12 protein-coding genes are annotated in these 17,533 nt (G+C 70.1%); 2 read left to right on the plus strand and 10 right to left on the minus strand.

Annotated features, from left to right (window positions below; genetic code table 11):
* Positions 1–132 precede the first annotated feature (132 nt).
* On the minus strand, positions 133–1,065 hold the full coding sequence (locus G1H10_RS20370; RefSeq protein ID WP_163741171.1) for a DinB family protein: 933 nt from the start codon (positions 1,063–1,065) through the stop codon (positions 133–135).
* A gap of 49 nt (positions 1,066–1,114) precedes the next feature.
* Between G1H10_RS20370 and G1H10_RS20375 the strand changes: the two genes are divergently transcribed.
* Positions 1,115–2,167: a helix-turn-helix transcriptional regulator gene (locus G1H10_RS20375; protein WP_163741173.1), complete on the plus strand. Its 1,053-nt coding sequence runs from the start codon at positions 1,115–1,117 to the stop codon at positions 2,165–2,167.
* A gap of 22 nt (positions 2,168–2,189) precedes the next feature.
* On the opposite strand, the gene G1H10_RS20380 is transcribed toward G1H10_RS20375, so the two are convergent.
* Complete coding sequence (locus tag G1H10_RS20380; RefSeq protein WP_216853479.1) at positions 2,190–5,042, minus strand: FAD-binding and (Fe-S)-binding domain-containing protein; 2,853 nt, start codon at positions 5,040–5,042, stop codon at positions 2,190–2,192.
* A 126-nt stretch (positions 5,043–5,168) separates the two neighbouring features.
* Between G1H10_RS20380 and G1H10_RS20385 the strand changes: the two genes are divergently transcribed.
* On the plus strand, positions 5,169–6,257 hold the full coding sequence (locus G1H10_RS20385) for a trans-sulfuration enzyme family protein (RefSeq protein ID WP_163741177.1): 1,089 nt from the start codon (positions 5,169–5,171) through the stop codon (positions 6,255–6,257).
* Between the two features lie 110 nt (positions 6,258–6,367).
* On the opposite strand, the gene G1H10_RS20390 is transcribed toward G1H10_RS20385, so the two are convergent.
* The 8 genes from G1H10_RS20390 to G1H10_RS20425 form a co-directional block, all read right to left on the minus strand.
* On the minus strand, positions 6,368–7,291 hold the full coding sequence (locus G1H10_RS20390) for a type IV toxin-antitoxin system AbiEi family antitoxin domain-containing protein (protein WP_163741178.1): 924 nt from the start codon (positions 7,289–7,291) through the stop codon (positions 6,368–6,370).
* An 842-nt stretch (positions 7,292–8,133) separates the two neighbouring features.
* On the minus strand, positions 8,134–9,297 hold the full coding sequence (locus G1H10_RS20395; protein ID WP_163741180.1) for an ABC transporter permease: 1,164 nt from the start codon (positions 9,295–9,297) through the stop codon (positions 8,134–8,136).
* The gene (locus tag G1H10_RS20400; RefSeq protein WP_163741182.1) at positions 9,294–10,448 is read right to left on the minus strand and encodes an ABC transporter permease; all 1,155 of its coding nucleotides are present in this window, start codon (positions 10,446–10,448) and stop codon (positions 9,294–9,296) included. Before G1H10_RS20400 ends, G1H10_RS20395 begins: the two co-directional genes overlap by 4 nt.
* A complete protein-coding gene (locus G1H10_RS20405; protein ID WP_216853480.1) occupies positions 10,445–11,398 on the minus strand; it encodes an ABC transporter ATP-binding protein in 954 nt (317 codons plus the stop codon). The genes G1H10_RS20400 and G1H10_RS20405 overlap by 4 nt, the downstream gene beginning before the upstream one ends.
* 97 nt (positions 11,399–11,495) lie before the next feature.
* Entirely contained in the window at positions 11,496–13,292 is a 1,797-nt protein-coding gene (gene cydC / locus G1H10_RS20410) for a thiol reductant ABC exporter subunit CydC (protein ID WP_163741186.1), read from the minus strand.
* The gene (gene cydD, locus G1H10_RS20415) at positions 13,292–15,019 is read right to left on the minus strand and encodes a thiol reductant ABC exporter subunit CydD (RefSeq protein ID WP_163741188.1); all 1,728 of its coding nucleotides are present in this window, start codon (positions 15,017–15,019) and stop codon (positions 13,292–13,294) included. The genes cydC and cydD overlap by 1 nt, the downstream gene beginning before the upstream one ends.
* A gap of 144 nt (positions 15,020–15,163) precedes the next feature.
* Positions 15,164–16,120: a cytochrome d ubiquinol oxidase subunit II gene (locus G1H10_RS20420; RefSeq protein ID WP_163741189.1), complete on the minus strand. Its 957-nt coding sequence runs from the start codon at positions 16,118–16,120 to the stop codon at positions 15,164–15,166.
* Between the two features lie 4 nt (positions 16,121–16,124).
* Entirely contained in the window at positions 16,125–17,492 is a 1,368-nt protein-coding gene (locus G1H10_RS20425) for a cytochrome ubiquinol oxidase subunit I (RefSeq protein ID WP_163741191.1), read from the minus strand.
* Between the last annotated feature and the right edge of the window lie 41 nt (positions 17,493–17,533).

Here is a 17,533-nt window from a genome sequence, read left to right on the forward strand (position 1 = left end):
CGGGGCGGGCTTCTTCATGCCCGCCGGCGCCCCTAAATGATCATGTGAAGTGGGTTTTCTCCAGCACTACCATGCCTGCAGACCTGGTACGGCACGAGAAAACCCACTTCACGTGATCATTTAGGGCGGGGGTTAGCTGGGGTGGCGGAGGTAGTCGGCGGTGGCGGTGTGGCCGAAGTGATCCGCCCAGCCGGCCGGCGGAAGGCCGAACTCCGCGTCCGTGGCAGCGAGGTCCGCGCCATGCTCCACCAAGAATCGGACCTCGTCCAGAGCGCCCGCCGCCGCGGCGGAATGCAGCGCCGAGATCCGGCCGCCGTTCACCTCGAACCCTGCGGTCACCAACTCGCGGACGACGCTCCAATGACGTAGACCGGCTGCCTCCGCCACCAGCTCCGGCCGTGCCGCCCGGACACCGGCGACGTCGACGTCACCGTGCCACCCGGCCAGCACCGCTGCGACCGTCGCCGCGTCCCCGGCCAGGCACGCCGCCACCAACGGGTCCTCACGATCGCGATGGGCCTGGTAGAGGTCGCGCAGCAGGCAGATCTCGGCGCCGTGCGCCATCACCTCGCGGTTGATGTGCAGCACCAGCTTGGCCATCGGCTCCTCCGCGAACGCCGCGCCCTTGGGCCCCAGCGGCTGCCGGAGCTCCTCGTCGGAGAGGGCCGCTACGCCGTCGTGCCAGAGCGTGTACGCCTGTTCCAGAAACGCGATCGCATCGGCTCCGGTGTGCGGCAGCGGTTCCGGCCAGTGACGTGTGTCATACATATCGGCGTCGTCCGGGCCGGGCGTCGGACCGAAGAAGGCCCGGGCACGGGTGCCGAAGATGTCCCGGCCGACATGGACCACGCGCCAGGCGATGGTGGTCAGCGGCGGCGTCGGCGGATCCGGTGAGAACTGTTCGAGGTGATATTCGCCGTCGGTGCCGGGCCGCACGCTCCAGCACCCGCTCACCGGCTCCCAGAAGTACTCGTCGTCGGTGAGACCGGCTAGGCGCGGCATCAGGTGAGCCGCCCAGTAGAACTCGAGCTGATCGAGCAGATCGGTTCGCCATGTGTCGTTCATAGAGACGACGGTAGGGGCCTAATAGGACACGTCGTGTCATATTAGGTTCATGCGTGCGGACCGCCTCGTCGAGATCGTGCTCCTGCTACAGGCCCATGGCCGGCTCACCGCAGCGGAGATGGCGCGACGCCTCGAGGTCTCCGCCCGCACCATCCAACGGGACCTCGACGCGCTGAGCTCGGCCGGCGTCCCGGTCTACGCCGATCGCGGCCATGCCGGGGGTTGGTCCCTGGCGGCGGACTATCGCACCCGGCTCAACGGGCTCACGCCTGCCGAGGCGGCCTCGCTGTTCGTCTCCACCACCGAGCACATACTGACCGACCTGGGATTCGGCACCGCCGCGCGCAGCGCGGCCGCGAAGCTGCTCTCCACCGTTCCGGCGAGCGCACGCCGTGCCGCCGATTTCGCCCGGGAACGCATCCTGGTCGACCACGCGGACTGGACCGGCGGCCGCGAGTCCGGGACTTGGCTACCGGTGCTTCAGCAAGGTCTGTGGGACGAGTTGCTGGTCCGTATGGTCTACGGCGCGGCCGATCACCGTGACGCCGCCGAGCACGGTACGGATCAGGACGCCGGGTCCGGCACCGGTTTCGTCGTCGCTCCGCTCGGCCTCGTCGCCAAGAAGCGTGCCTGGTATCTCGTCGCCCAACGCGACGACGGCGCGTTGCGGACGTACCGGGTGTCCCGGATCCGTCACGTCGAGCTCACCGATGAGCGGTTCCAGCGCCCGCCGGGATTCGATCTCGCCGAACACTGGACACAGACCAACGAGCAGTACTTCGCCGGCCTCCGCGACACGCCGGTACGACTGCGCGTGCGGGACGCGGCCGGGCACCGGCTGCGGTGGGCGCCGAACGCCGTCATCGACGAGGCCACGCAGCGCGACGACGGCTGGTGGGAGGTGGCGATGACGTTCGAGAAGAGATACGAGGCGCGCGTGTACCTGCTCGGCCTCGCCGGCGACGTCGTCGTGCTGGATCCCCCTGAGCTCCGCGCGGACATGCTGCACGCGGCCCGCGCGTTCGTCGACGCACACGACCACGCCACATCCTCGGCGTCGACCTCGTCACGGCGGGACTCGGCACCGCCACTCTCGCCGTGACGACGGACGCCCGGCCGAGCAGCTACCGGGCCTCGCGGGTCGCGAGCTCGAGGAGCTCCAGGATGTGGTGGTACTCCTGGCCGGTCGCCTGGCTCATGCCCAGCTCGCAGGTGCGGTTGGTGGAGGCGTATCCGACGACGTCCGCACCGGCCAGCTCCGCAGCCTCCGCCTCGGTGGCGCCGGCCGTCAGCTCCGGGTAGAACATGCCGCGGTCTCCTGCGTAGCCGCAGCATCCCCACGCCTTCGGCTCGACGACGCGCTCGGCCACCGCCTCGGCTACCACGCGCAGGTCGCCGCCGGTGTCCATGTGCACGGTCGAACAGGTGGGATGGACGGCCAGCGACGGCAACCGCCGGCGAACCCGCAGCCGCGGCAGCAGCGTCTCCCGCACGAACGTCACCGCGTCCAGCACCCGCAGCCGCTCGAACCGTTCCCGCGCCACGCCGTCGAGCTCCGCGCCGAGGCCCTCGAGGCCGTGCGCGCACGACGACGCGTCGCACGCGACGGGTAGCTCACCTCCCCGGGAGGCGTCCCACACGGCGGTGAACACCCGGCCGGCCATCTCGGCCGCCCCGTCCGTGAATCCCTTCGACGCCCATGGTGTCCCGCAGCACAAGCCCGCGATGCCGTCGGGGATCGCCACCGTCACCCCGGCCCGCTCGCACAACGCCAGGAACGCCGCCGTGGCCCCGATTCCGGCGAGCTCGCCGCCGGCCGGGCCGAACAGGGATCCGATGCAGGCCGGGAAGAAGACCGCCGATGCGTCGGCCGGTGCCCGCGGCGCGGGACGTGCGGCTCCGGCGTTCGGCAGGCCGGCGCTCGCGTCCGGGACCACACCTGTGCCCAGCACCCGGCGGCCCGCCGTCGTGACACCGCGCAACACCGGATCCGGTACACCCTCGGCTACCTTCAGACCCGTGCGGAGCCCACGCACCGCGCCCGCCCAGTGCCTGGCCGCCGTCACGCCGGCGCGCTGGGCGGCCGGACCATGCCGCTCCGCGCGCATGCCCTTCATCACCTTGCCGGTGTCGATGTTGACCGGGCAGGCGGTGACGCAGAGCGAGTCGGCCGCGCAGGTGTCCACGGCGGCGTAGCGGTATTCCTCCTCCAACCGGCGTCGCCGTTCACCGGTCGCCGCCGCGATCTCGCGCATCAGCACGATCCGCTGCCGCGGCGTCGTCGTGGTGTTCCGGGACGGGCAGACCGGCTCGCAGTACCCGCACTCGACGCAGGCGTCCACGTCCACGTCGACGGCCGGGACGACCTTGAGGTTGCGCACGTGCGCCTGCGGATCGTCGTCGATCACCACCCCGGGATTGACCAGCCCGGCCGGATCGAACAAGCGCTTGATCTCGCGCATGACCTCATACACGTCGTCGCCGAACTGCCGCCGGACGAACGGAGCCATGATCCGGCCGGTGCCGTGCTCCGCCTTCAGCGAGCCGTCGTGGCCCAGGATCAGGCCGACCAGATCATCGGTGAACGCCTCGTACCGCGCCAGCTCCTGCGGGTCGGCGAGCATCGGGTTGATCATGAAATGCAGGTTGCCGTCCTTGGCGTGCCCGAAGATGACGGCGTCGGAGTAACCGTGGGCGTCGAACAGGCGGATGAGCGTGTTCGCCGTGTCGGTCAACACCGGCACCGGCACGACGACGTCCTCCAGCAGCGCGGTGGAGCCCACCGGTCGCGCGCCGGCCACCGCCGTGTACAGGCCTTTGCGTACGCGCCACAGCTGCGCCCGAGTGGCCGGGTCCCGGCTCAGCGCGGCGGGAGCGGGGTCATCGGCGGCGCCGAACGTCAGCCTGTCCAGGGTGTGCCGTGCCACCTGCACCGCGTCGTCCAGCTCCGCCGCCGTCTGCGCCTGATATTCCACCAGCAGTGCGGTGTGCCCGCGGACGTCGATCCCCCGGATGGCCTGCGGCGCCTGCGGATCCGTCTGAGCCACTCGCAGCGACGCCGCGTCCAGGAGCTCGACCGCTCGCGCGCCGGAGGAGATCAGCGCCTCCAGCGCATCGGTCGCCCGCGGCAGGGAGTCGAAGACCAGCAGCGTCGTCGCCGCCTGCGGCAGCAGCGGCACTGTACGCAGGGTGACCTCCGCGACGAAACCCAACGTCCCTTCGCTGCCCACCATCAGGTGCGTCAGGATGTCGACGGGCTCGGTGAAGTCGAGCAGCGCATTGACCCCGTACCCCATGGTGTTCTTCATCGAGAACTGGTGCTCGATGACCGCACGCATCCCGGCGTCGGCGCGGACGCGATCCCGGAGCCGGACCAGCCCGCCATACAGGTCCGGCTCGAGCGCTCGCAGCCGATCGTCGGCGTCGGACGCACCGGTATCCAGGACGGTGCCGCTGGCCAGGACCACCACCATCGACTCGACGGTCCGGTATGCCGTGTCGGTGGTTCCGCAGGACATTCCGCTGGAGTTGTTCGCGACGACGCCACCGATGGTGCAGGCGGACTCGCTCGCCGGATCCGGGCCCAGGCGGCGCCCGTACGGGGCCAGCCGGGCGTTGACCTGGCGCAGCGTCAGGCCGGGCTGGACGCGGACACGCGCGCCGTCGTCCAGGATCTCGATGCCGGAGAAATGCCTCCTGGTGTCGACCAGCAACCCCGACGACGACGCCTGCCCGGAGAGGCTGGTGCCCGCCGAGCGGAAGGTGACCGGCAGGGAGTGGCGTCCCGCCGTCCGCAGCGCATCGGCGACGTCGGAGGTGTGCCTCGCCACGAACACTCCACGGGGATGCAGCAGATAGTGCGACGCGTCGTGGGCCATCGCGGCGAGGTCGGTCACGGTCGTCCGTACCGCGTCAGCACCGGCCACCGTACGGAGTTCGGCGAGGGCAGCATCGTCCTTGACGAGAGCACTGGTCATTTCCCCACCGTACCGTCGGGACCCCTGGCGCCCAGCCGCCGTCCCTTCGGCGACCTCCGGGACCATCGGCCCGGTATGTCGCCGGCCGCCGGCTCACGTCCAGGACGCGTCACGGATACTGGCACCATGGCGATTTCCCGCGATCCGGCCCTGTCCGCGCAGACCCGGTTGGTGGCCGACGGCCGGCCGGATCCGGCTCCTGACGCGCCGCTCAACGAACCCGTGGCCTTCGCCTCCACCTACCATGCCGGCGGTGAGCGCGGGTATGGCCGCTACGGCAACCCCACCTGGGAGGCGTTCGAGGAGGTGCTCGGCGGCCTGGAACAGGGACGTGCGCTGACGTTCGCGTCGGGCCTGGCCGCCAGCAGTGCCGTGCTGGCGCTGTTGCCCGACGCCGCTGCCGACGCCGACGCCGTCGTCGTCGCCCCGCAGACCGCATACCTGGGCGTGCTCGACCAGCTTCGGGAACGACGCGACGCGGGCCGGATCGAGCTGCGCCAGGTGGATGTCAGCGACACCGACGCCGTCCGCAAGGCCGCCGTCGGCGCGGCGATGATCTGGCTCGAGTCCCCCGCCAATCCCACGTTGGAGGTGGCGGAGATCGACGCGATCAGTGCCGCCGCCCGCGACAGCGGGGCGCTGACGGTGGTCGACAACACCTTCGCCACGCCGCTCCTGCAGCGCCCGCTCGAACAAGGCGCCGACGTCGTCGTGCACAGTGTCACCAAGCTGCTCAGCGGCCACTCGGACGTCCTCCTCGGTGCCACCGTGGTACGCGACGATGATCTGTTCGCTCGGTTGGATCGGCACCGTCGCCTGCACGGCGCGATCCCCGGCCCGATGGAGGCGTACCTGGCGCTGCGCGGCATGCGCACACTCGGTGTCCGGCTGGAACGCGCCCAGGCGACCACCGCCGAGCTGGTACGCCGTCTGCGTGACCATCCTGCCGTCGACGTCGTGCGCTATCCCGGGTTCGGGACCATCTGCTCGATCGAGGTCGACGGCGGGGCCGCCGGCGCTGACCGGGTGGTGGACGCCGTCCGGCTCTGGGTCAACACGACCAGCCTCGGCGGGGTGGAGTCCACCCTGGAGCGGCGACGGCGGTGGCCGGCCGAGAGCGAGACGGTCGACGAGTCGCTGATCCGCATGTCCGTCGGCATCGAGGATGTCGACGACCTCTGGCGCGACCTCGCCCGAGCCCTGGACACGGCGTAGCCCCGCGACCGGACCAAGGTCCCACGTCGTGACCGGCGTTTGCCCTGCCCTCGCCGCAATCTCTTGACGCCGTCTGGGCTATACGTCCGACGTTGTCGGGAGCTTCGGGCCTAGCCCGGCCATCCCGCGTTGCGGAGCGCCTCCACCAGGATCGCGCCGACATGTTCCGGCCGGTGCCGGACGGCGTAGGAGGTGAATGGGAGGACCGTCTTGCCACCTGCCACAAGCATCGCCTGCCGGTTTAGGTCAGCGTCCCAGTTCACGATCTCCATGTGCTGCGTGCCGTGTATCTCGGCGCTGACGTTGTACCGGCGCCAGTACGCGTCCAGGTAGAACCGTCCGTCGGGGCCTCTAACCACAGCCTGGCGCTCGGGTTCGGGCAGCTGGAACCGCCGCCGGATCTGTTCGAACTGCCGCTCCGGGACTGACGTGATGCCTCCCTCGGCGTCGTCGATGGACTCCGCGATCACCCGCCGGTGCCGGCACGGCCCGCGGCGGCTCAGCGCATCACGCAGGTCGTCGGGCCGCACCAGACGCTGCTGCACGCCCGCCAGGATGACCGCCCGTGCCCGTGACTTCGCCGCCTCCCATGACGCGCCGTCCACCAGACTGCGTGGCATCCGGGTTCGCAACGGCGTACGCGACGGATGGACGTCCTCCTCGCCGAGCCGGCTCGACATCTTCACGACCAGCCGCGCGCGTGTGGGCGCCCGTGCGCCGTCCGGCACGATCAGGTATCGCTCGGGCACCTCGAAGCCCTGCAACCCGTCGAGACCAGCCGCGGTCAGGCCGCCCAGCACCGAACCTGGCGGCCCAGCCAGCAGGCAGACCCATAACTCTTGCCGTTCGGTGAGCTCGCCGTTATGCAACGCGTACACACCACGATGCGGTCGCGACCATCGCCCACTCCGCACCGCGTGGTTCACGGCCGCCCAGGTCAGCGGAGGGGCGATCTGGCTCAATCGGAACACGCCGTCCTGTTCCCGCAGGATTCTGGCGAGTAGCCGGTGGATGTCGTCATCCTCGTCATGCATCCTTATATCCTGCGTAATCGGATGTTCAGTGTCTACACATTGCGTTTGCCTGTGGATATCGCAGTTGGATGGTCCTGATAGCTCTTGACATCGTCTCGGCTATAGGTCCGATGATGTCGACAGATGCCACGCGCCGAGGGCCTATGCGCGGGTTACCACCGCGGAGGAGGAACACGCATCAGACACGCGGTGACGCCTCGCGTCACGTACGGAACCGCCAGCCGGCGTCAGGCATGACCTGGGCGTTGTTCGATCTTGACGACACGGTGCTCGACCACGACTCGTCCGAGCGTTTTACCTCACGCCTGCCCACATGTGCGCGGCTGGGTTTGGGCCGGGCCGGTGCCGCCCGGGGCCCGGGGGGACTGCTGCACGACCGCCGTCGCCCTTCCGCGCCGCGATGAGCGGTGGGTATCCCGCTGTGAACCGGATCGTTCTCGTCGGTCGACGCGGAGCCAGAACGGTCGGCTGCGCGCAGTTGTGTAGGCCGTCGTGGGAATCGCTGCCGATTCATCGCCCCGTGTTACCGGTCGTGCGGGGTCTGACCGCTATACGCGGCCAGAACGCGCACGGCGGGCCGCACGGCCGTGGAAACCCGGCCTACGGCGGTCAGAGTTCACACGACGGTGCACACAACCGTGTCTCGACCGGCAGACATTCACACGACCACCCTCACGAGCCGGTTGTGTGAGGAGACGTGTGGGAGACGGCCGCGTTCACGGCAGACCGTGTGGTCTGTCGTGCGACTGTGAACCGGTCCACGGCAGACTGTGTAGTCTGTCGTGCCGAAATACGCGGCCCGGCCACGCCGTTGTTCGTGCTGATGCTTGAGCCGCGCGCTCTCACAGGCGGGTGAGTGTCAGGCGTAGGCGCCATGCGGCCAAGGCGAACAGGACGACGGCGAACGCCGCCAGTACGCCCAGCTCGGGCAGGATGTCCGCCACCGTGCCGCCGCGCCGGGTCAGCTCCGTGAACGCGTCGATCGCCCACGCATGCGGCGTGAAGTGCGCGACCGTGTTCATCGTCGACCCGAACAGCTCCAGCGGCAGCATCGTCCCGCCCAACGCTCCCAGCCCCAGGCCGACCATGACCGTCACACCGGCGGCCTGCTCGTCATTGTGCATCACGGCACCGACGAGCATCGCGGCGCCGGCGGCCACGGCGGCGAACAGGACGAGCACCACCACGGCAGCCGGTATGTCACCCCACGTGACGCCGAAGATCAGAGCCGACGCCACCATGATGTAAAGCGCCTGGAACATCCCGACACTCCACCGGCCGGCTCCCTCGCCGATCACGATGGTGCGCAGGCTGGTGGGCGTGCCCATCATCCGGCGGCTGACGCCGTGCTTGCGGCTCTGGATCAGCGACGCCGCGCCGGTCAACGCGTTGAGGAAGGTCATCAAGAGCAGCATGCCGACCGCGACCTGGTCGATGCCGTACTCCTCCTCGTCGGGATCACCACCCCCGGCCAGTACCCGCTCGATCTCGACCGCGGGCAGCGCCTCCGCCATCCCGGCGACGACGCTAGACGCCTCCTCCGGGGACGCATCCATCCGGCTCACCAACTCGCCGGTGGCTCGCGGAACCACGGCCTCCGCTTCGACGGCCCGCGTCAGCACCCCTTCGAGCTGCGCGGCATCCTCTCCCGATCCCAGCATGACGACCGGTTCGAGCGTCCGGCCGTCCCGCAGGACCGCCTCCGCGTCGTCGGGCACGACGATCCCGGCCGGCAGTGTCTCGTCGACCACAAGGTCGCGCAGATCCGCCGCGGTGTCCACCCGCCGGACATCCGCGGCGCCCGTGTCCTCCAGCCGGTCGGCCGTCCGCTCGGCGAGATCACCCGTGCCGACCAGACCGACTTCGGGCGTGTCCTCCCCGGCGAACTGCGTGCCGATCACCGCGATGATGGCGATCGGGAAGACGAGCACGAAGAAGAGGTTGGCTCGCTCCCGGAACATCCGTACCAGGTTGTACCGCGCGATCGTGACGATCTTGGTGATCACGGCGTCAGCCTCCGCCTCAGCAACACGGCCGCGGGCACGCCCGCCACCACGGATATCAGTGCCATGACGGCCACCGGAGTACCCACCACGGTCCACGAGTCCGCGTCGGCGAGGTCCTCCAGCCCGCCGAGGAACCAGTAGTGCGGCGTGAGCCTCGCCAGCGACCCGACCAAGCCCTCGCCGGACACCTCGAACCATGAGCCGCCCAGCATCGCCAGACCGACGGCGATGATCGCCTGCGCCGCTCCCGCGCCCTCCGCCGTCTTCGCCACGCCGGCGACCACGGCCATGAGTGCGACGGCGGTCAGCACAGCGCCGAGCACCAGCAGCGTGACCCCGAGCCACGATCCCCACGAGGCTCCGATCAGCAGCGTCGCCGCCACCATCAGGATCATCGTGGCCAGCACGCCGAGCACGTAGCTGACCACACCCTTCGCCGCCACGATGGAGTCGCGCGGGATCGGCGCCGCGAGCAGTCTGGTCAGCGTGCCGTTCTCCTTCTCGTTCAGCAGCGTGGTGACCCCGAACTGGACGGTGAAGAAGACGAACATCACGGCCATGCCGGCCATCATGCGTGCGCCCATGTCCAGGCCTTCGCCGCCCGGGGTCTCCCGCTCCGGGGCGACTCCGGAGTCGGAGAGCTCGACCCGCTCCGACAGACCCAGCTCCGCGCCGGCCGCGTTGATCAGCCGGGTCCGCTCCAGGTCGGCGACGAAACCGTCCAGAATCGACTCCGCCACGCCCGCCTGTACCGGCCGCTCCGGGTTCTCCACGATCTCCAGCCCGGGGGCGTCACCTGTGGGCGAGGCGACACCGCTGCCGAAACCGTCCGGGATCACCATGACGGCGTCCAGGTCGTCGTCGAGCACGGCATCGTCCGGGTCGGTGCCCGGATCGAGCACATCGACCTCGACGCCGCCCTCCCCGTCCAGCGCGGCCAGACCTTCCCGCAGGTGCCCGGCGATCTCGCTGGAGTCCGCATCGACCACGCCGAGCCGCACCTCCAGCTCACCCTCGCCGAGGTCGCCGAAGACGAGGTCCATGATGAACGCCAGCATCAAGGGTGTGAGGATCCCCAGCAGGAAGAACGACTTGTCGCGGAGCCGCTCCTTCAGGTCCTTGCCGACGAGGGTGCTGATCGCGCCGATCATTCGCGCAACGCCTTGCCGGTCAGGTGCAGGAATACGGCCTCCAGGTCGGGCCGGGAGATGTCGATCGAGCCGATCTGGATGTCCGTGTCGCTCAACCGCCGGATGACGTCCGGCAGGCGCCGCGAGCCGTCGTCGGTCAGGAGAACGATCGCCCGGTCCTCTACCGCGACGTCGCTGATCCCCTCGGCGGACTCCATCCGATGCGCCGCCTCGTCCACGGATCCGCTGATCTCGATCCGCATCCGCTCCTGCTCACCGATGCTGGACGTCAGTTCTGCGGCGGTGCCCTCGGCGATGACCGTGCCGGAGTCGATGATCCCGATCCGGTCGCAGAGCCGCTCGGCTTCCTCCATGTAGTGGGTGGTGTAGAGAACCGCCATCCCTTCCTCGGACAGCGTCTCGACGGACTCCAGAATGGCGTTGCGAGACTGCGGGTCGACGCCGACGGTCGGCTCGTCCAGGATCAACAGCCGCGGAGAGTGCAGCAAGCCGATACCGATGTTCAACCGGCGCTTCATACCACCGGAGTAGGTACTCACGCGGTCCTTGCGGCGGTCGCTCAGACCGATGACGTCCAGCACCTCGTCGATACGCGTCTTCGCATCGTTCTTCGGCATCCCGTACAGGGAGGCGAAGAACTTCAGATTCTCGTCGGCGGTCAGGTCCGGGTAGATCGCCAGGTCCTGCGGCACCAGACCGATCGCCTCCCGGCCACGGGTGGAGCCGGGCCGGATCTGCGCTCCGGCGACCTCGACGGTGCCACCATCGGCCTCCAGCAGGCCGGCCAGGATGGAGATCGTGGTGGTCTTCCCGGCGCCGTTCGGCCCGAGCAGGCCGTAGGTCTCACCGGGGTCGATATGCAGCGAGACGTCGTTGACCGCATGAATGTCGCCGAAGCGCTTGTGCAAGCCGGACGCCTGGGCGAGGTGCGCGTCGATCAATGTGGACACGGACAAAACGGTACCCACCGTCAACCTCCCGGGGCTCATCCCGGAAGCCGAACCCTCGCGTCATCCCTGTGGACGACCGGCTCATCTCAGAAGAGGGCTATCCCCGTTCAGGCGTCGTACCGCCGCGGCCCGCCCAGTACAGGTCGCGATAGGGGCCGGCGACCGCGAGCAACACGTCATGTCGCCCGCGCTGCACCACCCGGCCCGCATCCAGCACCACGATCTCGTCCACCTGTTCCAGCCCGGCCAGTCTGTGGGTGACCAGCAACGTCGTCCGGCCGCGGGTCGACGCGAGGAGATCCGCGACGAGCTCGTCGGCGGTGTCGGGCTCCAACCCCTCGGTGGGCTCGTCCAGCACGATGACCGGTGGGTCGGCCAGCAGCGCCCGCGCCAGCGCCACTCGTTGCCGCTGGCCACCGGAGACCTGTGATCCCGCCTCGCCCACCACGGTGTCGAGCCCTCTCGGCAATGAGTCCACCCACTCCAGCAGGCGAGCCGAGGCGAGCGCGGAGCGCATCTCTTCCTCGTCCGCCGACGGCGCGGCCAGCCTGAGGTTCTCCCGCACCGTGGTGTGGAACAGATGCGTGTCCTGGGTGACCCCGGTGATCAGGGCACGTATGTCGTCTCCGGCGTACTCCGCCTGGTCCCGGCCGTCGATCAGGATCGAACCCGACGACGGTTCGACGAATCGCATCAGCGCCGCCAGCAACGTGCTCTTGCCCGAACCGCTCACCCCGACCACCGCGACCCGGCGGCCCGGCTCCAGCCGGAGATCGACGCCGTCCAGTGCGGGCTCGCGATCATGCGTGTACCGCACGCGCAGGTCGCGCACCTCGATCACGGCGTCCGCGCCCGGGGCCGGCAGCGGCTCGGCCGGCTCGGCCACCGGAGGGCGCGCATCCAGCACCGCCATGACGCGTCGCGCTGAGGTACGCGCCTCCTGCACGTGCCGCGCCGCCGCGACCAGCGGCAGCACCGGCTCGAAGGAGATGAGCGTGAGCAGTGCGAGCACCGGAACCATCACCGCCGACAGCCGACCGTCCGTCGCCGCGGTGAGGGCGAGCACCGTGACGCCCACGGTGCCGGCCGCCTGCACGAGCATGGCTACCGCTCGCGTGCCCGCCGTGGTCAGCGCGGCTCTGCGCTCCGCTCTGGCCAGATCGTCCGCCGCTCGCTCCGCGTCGGCGAGCGCCGCACCGGTGGCACCGAAGACGGCCAGGTCCGCGCTGCCGTGCAGCAGGTCCACGTTCCGAGCGGCCAGTTCCGCGCGTGCCGGGGCAAGCTGCTCGGCGGCGCGCCGTGAGAGTGCTCCCGCCAGCTTCGGCACCAGAACGCCCGCCACCAGCAGTCCGGCCGCGAGCACCAGACCGGCTTCCGGGAGCACGACGACGCCGAAGGCGATCGCCAGAGCGCCAACGGCACCGGCGGTCAGCGCCGGAACCAGGACGCGTACGACGACGTCCTGCACCGCCTCGACGTCGGCGACCATCCTGCTCAGCAGATCCGAGCTGCGGAACGCCGGGAGTCCGGAGGGGGCCAGCGGCACGAGCGCGTCGTACACCCGGCCACGCATGGTGGCCAGCGCCCGCAGCGCCGCGTCGTGGCTGGCCAGCCGCTCGACATAACGGAACGCACCCCGGGAGACCGCGAACCCGCGTACACCCACGATCGCCAGCGACAGCGCCGCTATCGGAGGCTGCTGGGCGGCCCGGGCGATCAACCAGGCCGCCGTCCCCATCAGGCCCAGCGCCGCCAGCTCGGCCAGGACACTGGCCCCGGCGGCGAGCATCAGCCGGGACAGATGCGGGCGCAGCAACCGCAGGAGCCGCCGCAGCGGCTCGCCGGCGTCCGCCGCCGCCGAGCGTTCCGTGGTCCGCGCGGTGTCCACCGCCATCAACTCACCCCCGCGATCGGGGTGGTGGCGGTGCCCTGATCCGGGTCCGGATCCGGCGGCTCGTCGCCAGCCAGGCGGCCGCGTTCCAGCCGGATGACCCGGTCGGCGTCGGCGACGACCGCCGGCCGGTGCGCGACCACCAGCACCGTCCGCCCGGCCATCAGCCTGGCGGTGGCCTCGATCACCACGGACTCGCTCGCGGCGTCCAGACCGGCTGTGGGTTCGTCCAGCACGAGCAGCGGAGCGTCCCGCAAGAAGGCCCGGGCCAGCGCGATCCGTTGCCGCTGGCCCGCAGACAGCCCGACGCCACGCTCACCCAACTCGGTGTCGAACCGCCACGGTAGCCGGTCGATGAACTCATCCGCGTGGGCCAGTTCGGCGGCGCGTCGTACCTCGTCGTCGTCCGCGTCCGGCCGCCCGAGCCGGATGTTGTCCGCCACCGTCCGGGCGAACAGGTGCGGGCGCTGCGGAACCCACCCGACGTGTCGCCGCCACTCCGCGAGGTTGATATCGCCGAGATCGACCATGTCGTCCGCTGTGCCGGATCGCGCGCCGAACGAGACGAGCATCCGGCCGACGTCGGGCCGGACCAGGCCGAGCACAACGGACAGGAACGTGCTCTTCCCGGCCCCGCTCGGGCCGACCAGGGCGACCCGTTCTCCCGACCGGACCGAGAGCGAGACCCGGTCCAGGGCCGGCGTATCCCGTCCGGGGTACCGCACGGTGACGTCCACCAGCTCGATCCGGCCGACGCCGGCCCGGAGGCCGGGTGCCGTCGACGCGGTTGCGGCCCGCGCGTCGGGCAGGGCGGACGCGGCGGGTTCCGGGGGATCCTCGTCGAGGACGGCGAAGACGCGCTCCGCAACCGCGAGGCCCTCGGTGCTGGCGTGGAACTGCGATCCGAGTACCCGCAGCGGCAGGTACGCCTCGGGGGCGAGCAACAGAATCAGCAGCGCGGTGTGCAGGCCCAGGTCCCCGTCCAGCAGCCGCAGGCCGACTGGTACGGCGATCAGGGCCACGGACAGCGTCGCCACCAGCTCTAGCACCAGCGCCGACAGGAAAGCGATCCGCAGCGTCGCCATCGTCGCCGATCGGTGCTCTTCCGCCGACCGGCGCACCGCGAGTGCCTGCGCCTTCGCCCGGCCGAACGCACGCAGTGTGGGCAGACCCGCGACCAGATCGAGGAAACGTCCGCCGAGCCGTTCGAGCGCCTTCCACTGGCGATCGGTGGCCTTCTTGGTCTGCAGCCCAACGAGAATGCCGAAGATCGGGATCAGGGGCAGCGTGACGCAGATGATCAGCGCCGATGCGAGATCCGCCGTGGCCACGTAGACCAGCACCGCCAACGGCACGACGGCGGTGGTGAACAGCTGCGGAAAGTACCCGGTGAAGTACGGGTCCAGCGCGTCGAGCCCTCGCCCGAGCGTGGTGGCCAGCCCACCGGTGTGCTGCCCGCCTACCCATCCAGGTCCGAGTCGCTGCACGTGATGCTGTGTCTGCCGTCGCAAGGACGCCTTGACCGACGCGGCGGCCCGGTGTGCCAGAACCTGTTGTGCCCACGCCACGGCTGCTCGGGCGGCGAGAATCGCACCGAACGCGAGGAGCGGACCGGCCAGCTCGGACGGCGACGGCTGCTCGAGCACGGCATCGGCGAGCAGGCCGGCGAGAACCTCGGCCTGACCGATGATCAGAGCAGCAAGGACGACGGCCAGCACGACGAAGCCCATGCCGACGACGCGCCCGTCCGGCAGGGCGCGCAGTACTCGACGAGCTAGCGTATTCAGGACAATTGCTCCGATAGTTGAAACCGTCTGGTGCCAGTGTCGCAATCTCCGACACGGTGTAGTACACCGGCCCCCGGTCTTCGACGCCTAGAAGAACGTCGCGGACCGCGACGTCACAGGCTCTCTGAAGGTGTGCCACATCCAGGCCTGAACCGCGATCAGGACCGGAAGGGCAGGGACGACGATGCCGGCCAGCACGTCCAGAGTACTGTCGTCCGCGATGCCCTCCAACAGCCGCGGCGCCGACGCGATACCGGCCATCAGCACCGGCGCCACCGCCACGAGGGCGGTGCAGGCGTAACTCCAGCCGAGCCGCCCGGCCGTCAGCAGCCGCTCGGCGCCGATCGCCGCGATGATCGCCATGGCCTGCACGATCAGCACCGGCGCCCGTTGCGCCAGGTCGATACCGAACGCCACCGTGGTCAGGGAGATCAGGCCGAACAGCGCCAGCACCGCGCCGCCGGCCCGCCGGGCCGTCCGGACCGCGCGCGCACGTCGTGCCCGCGGCATCCGCAACGCGGTGAAGACCGCGCCGTGCATCAGCAGCGCCGCGACGACGGTGACTCCCCAGAGGAGCGAGTACGGACCGAACAGCGTGCCGACCCCCGGCATGCCCTCGTCCGGCACACCGTGGACGACGTTGCCGAGCAGCATGCCCCAGGCGAAGGCGAAGACCCCGCTGGCCGCACCGATCGACCGTTCCCACCCACGCTGCCACACCGCGGACGACCGCCGGCTGCGGAACCACACCCCCATGTCGCGTACCAGCCAAGCCGTGACGAACGCCACGATCACCGGGTAGTACGCGTACAGCAGGTCCTTCTCCAGCGCCGGGAAGACGCCGAGGAGCAGCCCCGCCGCCGCGACCAGCCATACCTCGCCGCCGAGCAGGAACGGCCCGAGGCCGGTGAGAATCAGCCGACGCTCCGGGCCGGACCGCCCCACGTGCCGAAGCGCCATCCCGAGGCCCAGGTTGGCGCCGTCCAGCACAAACCAGCCACTCAGCAGGAATCCCAGAATGCAGAGCCACACCACGTCCGTCATCGCGTCACCTCTCCGCGCCGGTGCACGCCCCGGCGCGCCGCCCCGGCACCGCCGCGACGTCGTCGTCTCTCGCCGCCGCTGCTGCCGGCGACGTCTCCAGCGCCGTGGCCGCCGCCTCGGGCGTGCGCTCGACGGAGCCGCCGAACGGCGATCCCAGCACGGCGTGTTCCGGGCCGCGCCTGGCGAGGCGCGCGATCAACCACCAGTCCAGCGCCGCCAGCACCGCGATGACCGTGCCCAGAACCAGCAGGCTGGCCAGCACCGCCCCGGCGCCGCGCGGTGACACCGCGTCGGCCACGGTGAGTTCGCCGTAGACCGCCCACGGCTGCCGACCCACCTCACGCAGCAGCCAGCCGCAGGTCACCGCGATGAACGGCAGCGGGATCGTCCACACGTAGAACCGATGCCAGAACCGCCGCAGAAATGCCGGCCGGGTCCGGTCGAAGGCGTTCTTGATCAGGAAGAACAGCAGACCGAGGAAGATCGCGGAATACAGGTGCCCGATGTTCTCCATCACCGGCCAGGCGGCGGAGACCCACGTCGGTGGCGTCCAGTCGCCGGGGCCGTGCCGCGCTTCCATCTCCGCCTGGAACGCCGCCCGCTCCTCGGCGCTCGCGCCGAACGCGAGCTCCTTGCCTTCGGTCAGGTATTCGAACTGGCCGAATCCGAAACCGACGACGAGCGACGACGCGACCGCGCCCACGACGACGCCGATGCGCAGCGAACGCCGGAAGAAGTCGACCTCAGGGGTGCCGTGCAGGAAATGCCAGGAACACACGCCGACCATGACGACACTCGCCAGCAGCAGGCACGCGGGGATGAGGTGCAACAGCGCGCCGATCGCCTGCTGATTGGTGAGCAGAGCGCCGAAGTCCTCGATCCGCGCGACCCCGTTCTCCAGCACATACCCGACGGGCTCCTGCAGGAATCCGTTGGCGACCATGACCCAGTACGCCGACAGGTACGCGGTGACGACAACCAGCCAGATCAATGCGGTGTGCACCCATCGGTGCACCTGGTTCCAGCCGAAGATCCACATGCCCAGGAAGGTGGACTCCAAGAAGAACGCCACCAGGGTCTCGGTGGCCAGCGGCGCCCCGACGACACCGCCGGCGAACTCCATCAGGCCGGACCAATGCAAACCGAACTGGAACTCGAGCACAAGCCCGATGACGATCCCCATCGCGTAATTGACCACGTAGATCTGTCCCCAGAACCGGGTCAGCCGCTCATGGACCGCCCGCCCGGTGACTGCCCATCGGGTCTGCATGACGGCGACGATCGGCGCCAGCCCGAGCGTCAGCGCGAGGAACAGGAAGTGAAAGATCGCGGTCAGCGCGAACTGGAGCCGCGACAGGTCGAGCGCGCTCATCACTCTCCTCGATATGTCGGCGATCTACGTGTAGGCAGTCT

The organism is Phytoactinopolyspora halotolerans (assembly GCF_010550675.1).
Classification (GTDB): domain Bacteria; phylum Actinomycetota; class Actinomycetes; order Jiangellales; family Jiangellaceae; genus Phytoactinopolyspora; species Phytoactinopolyspora halotolerans.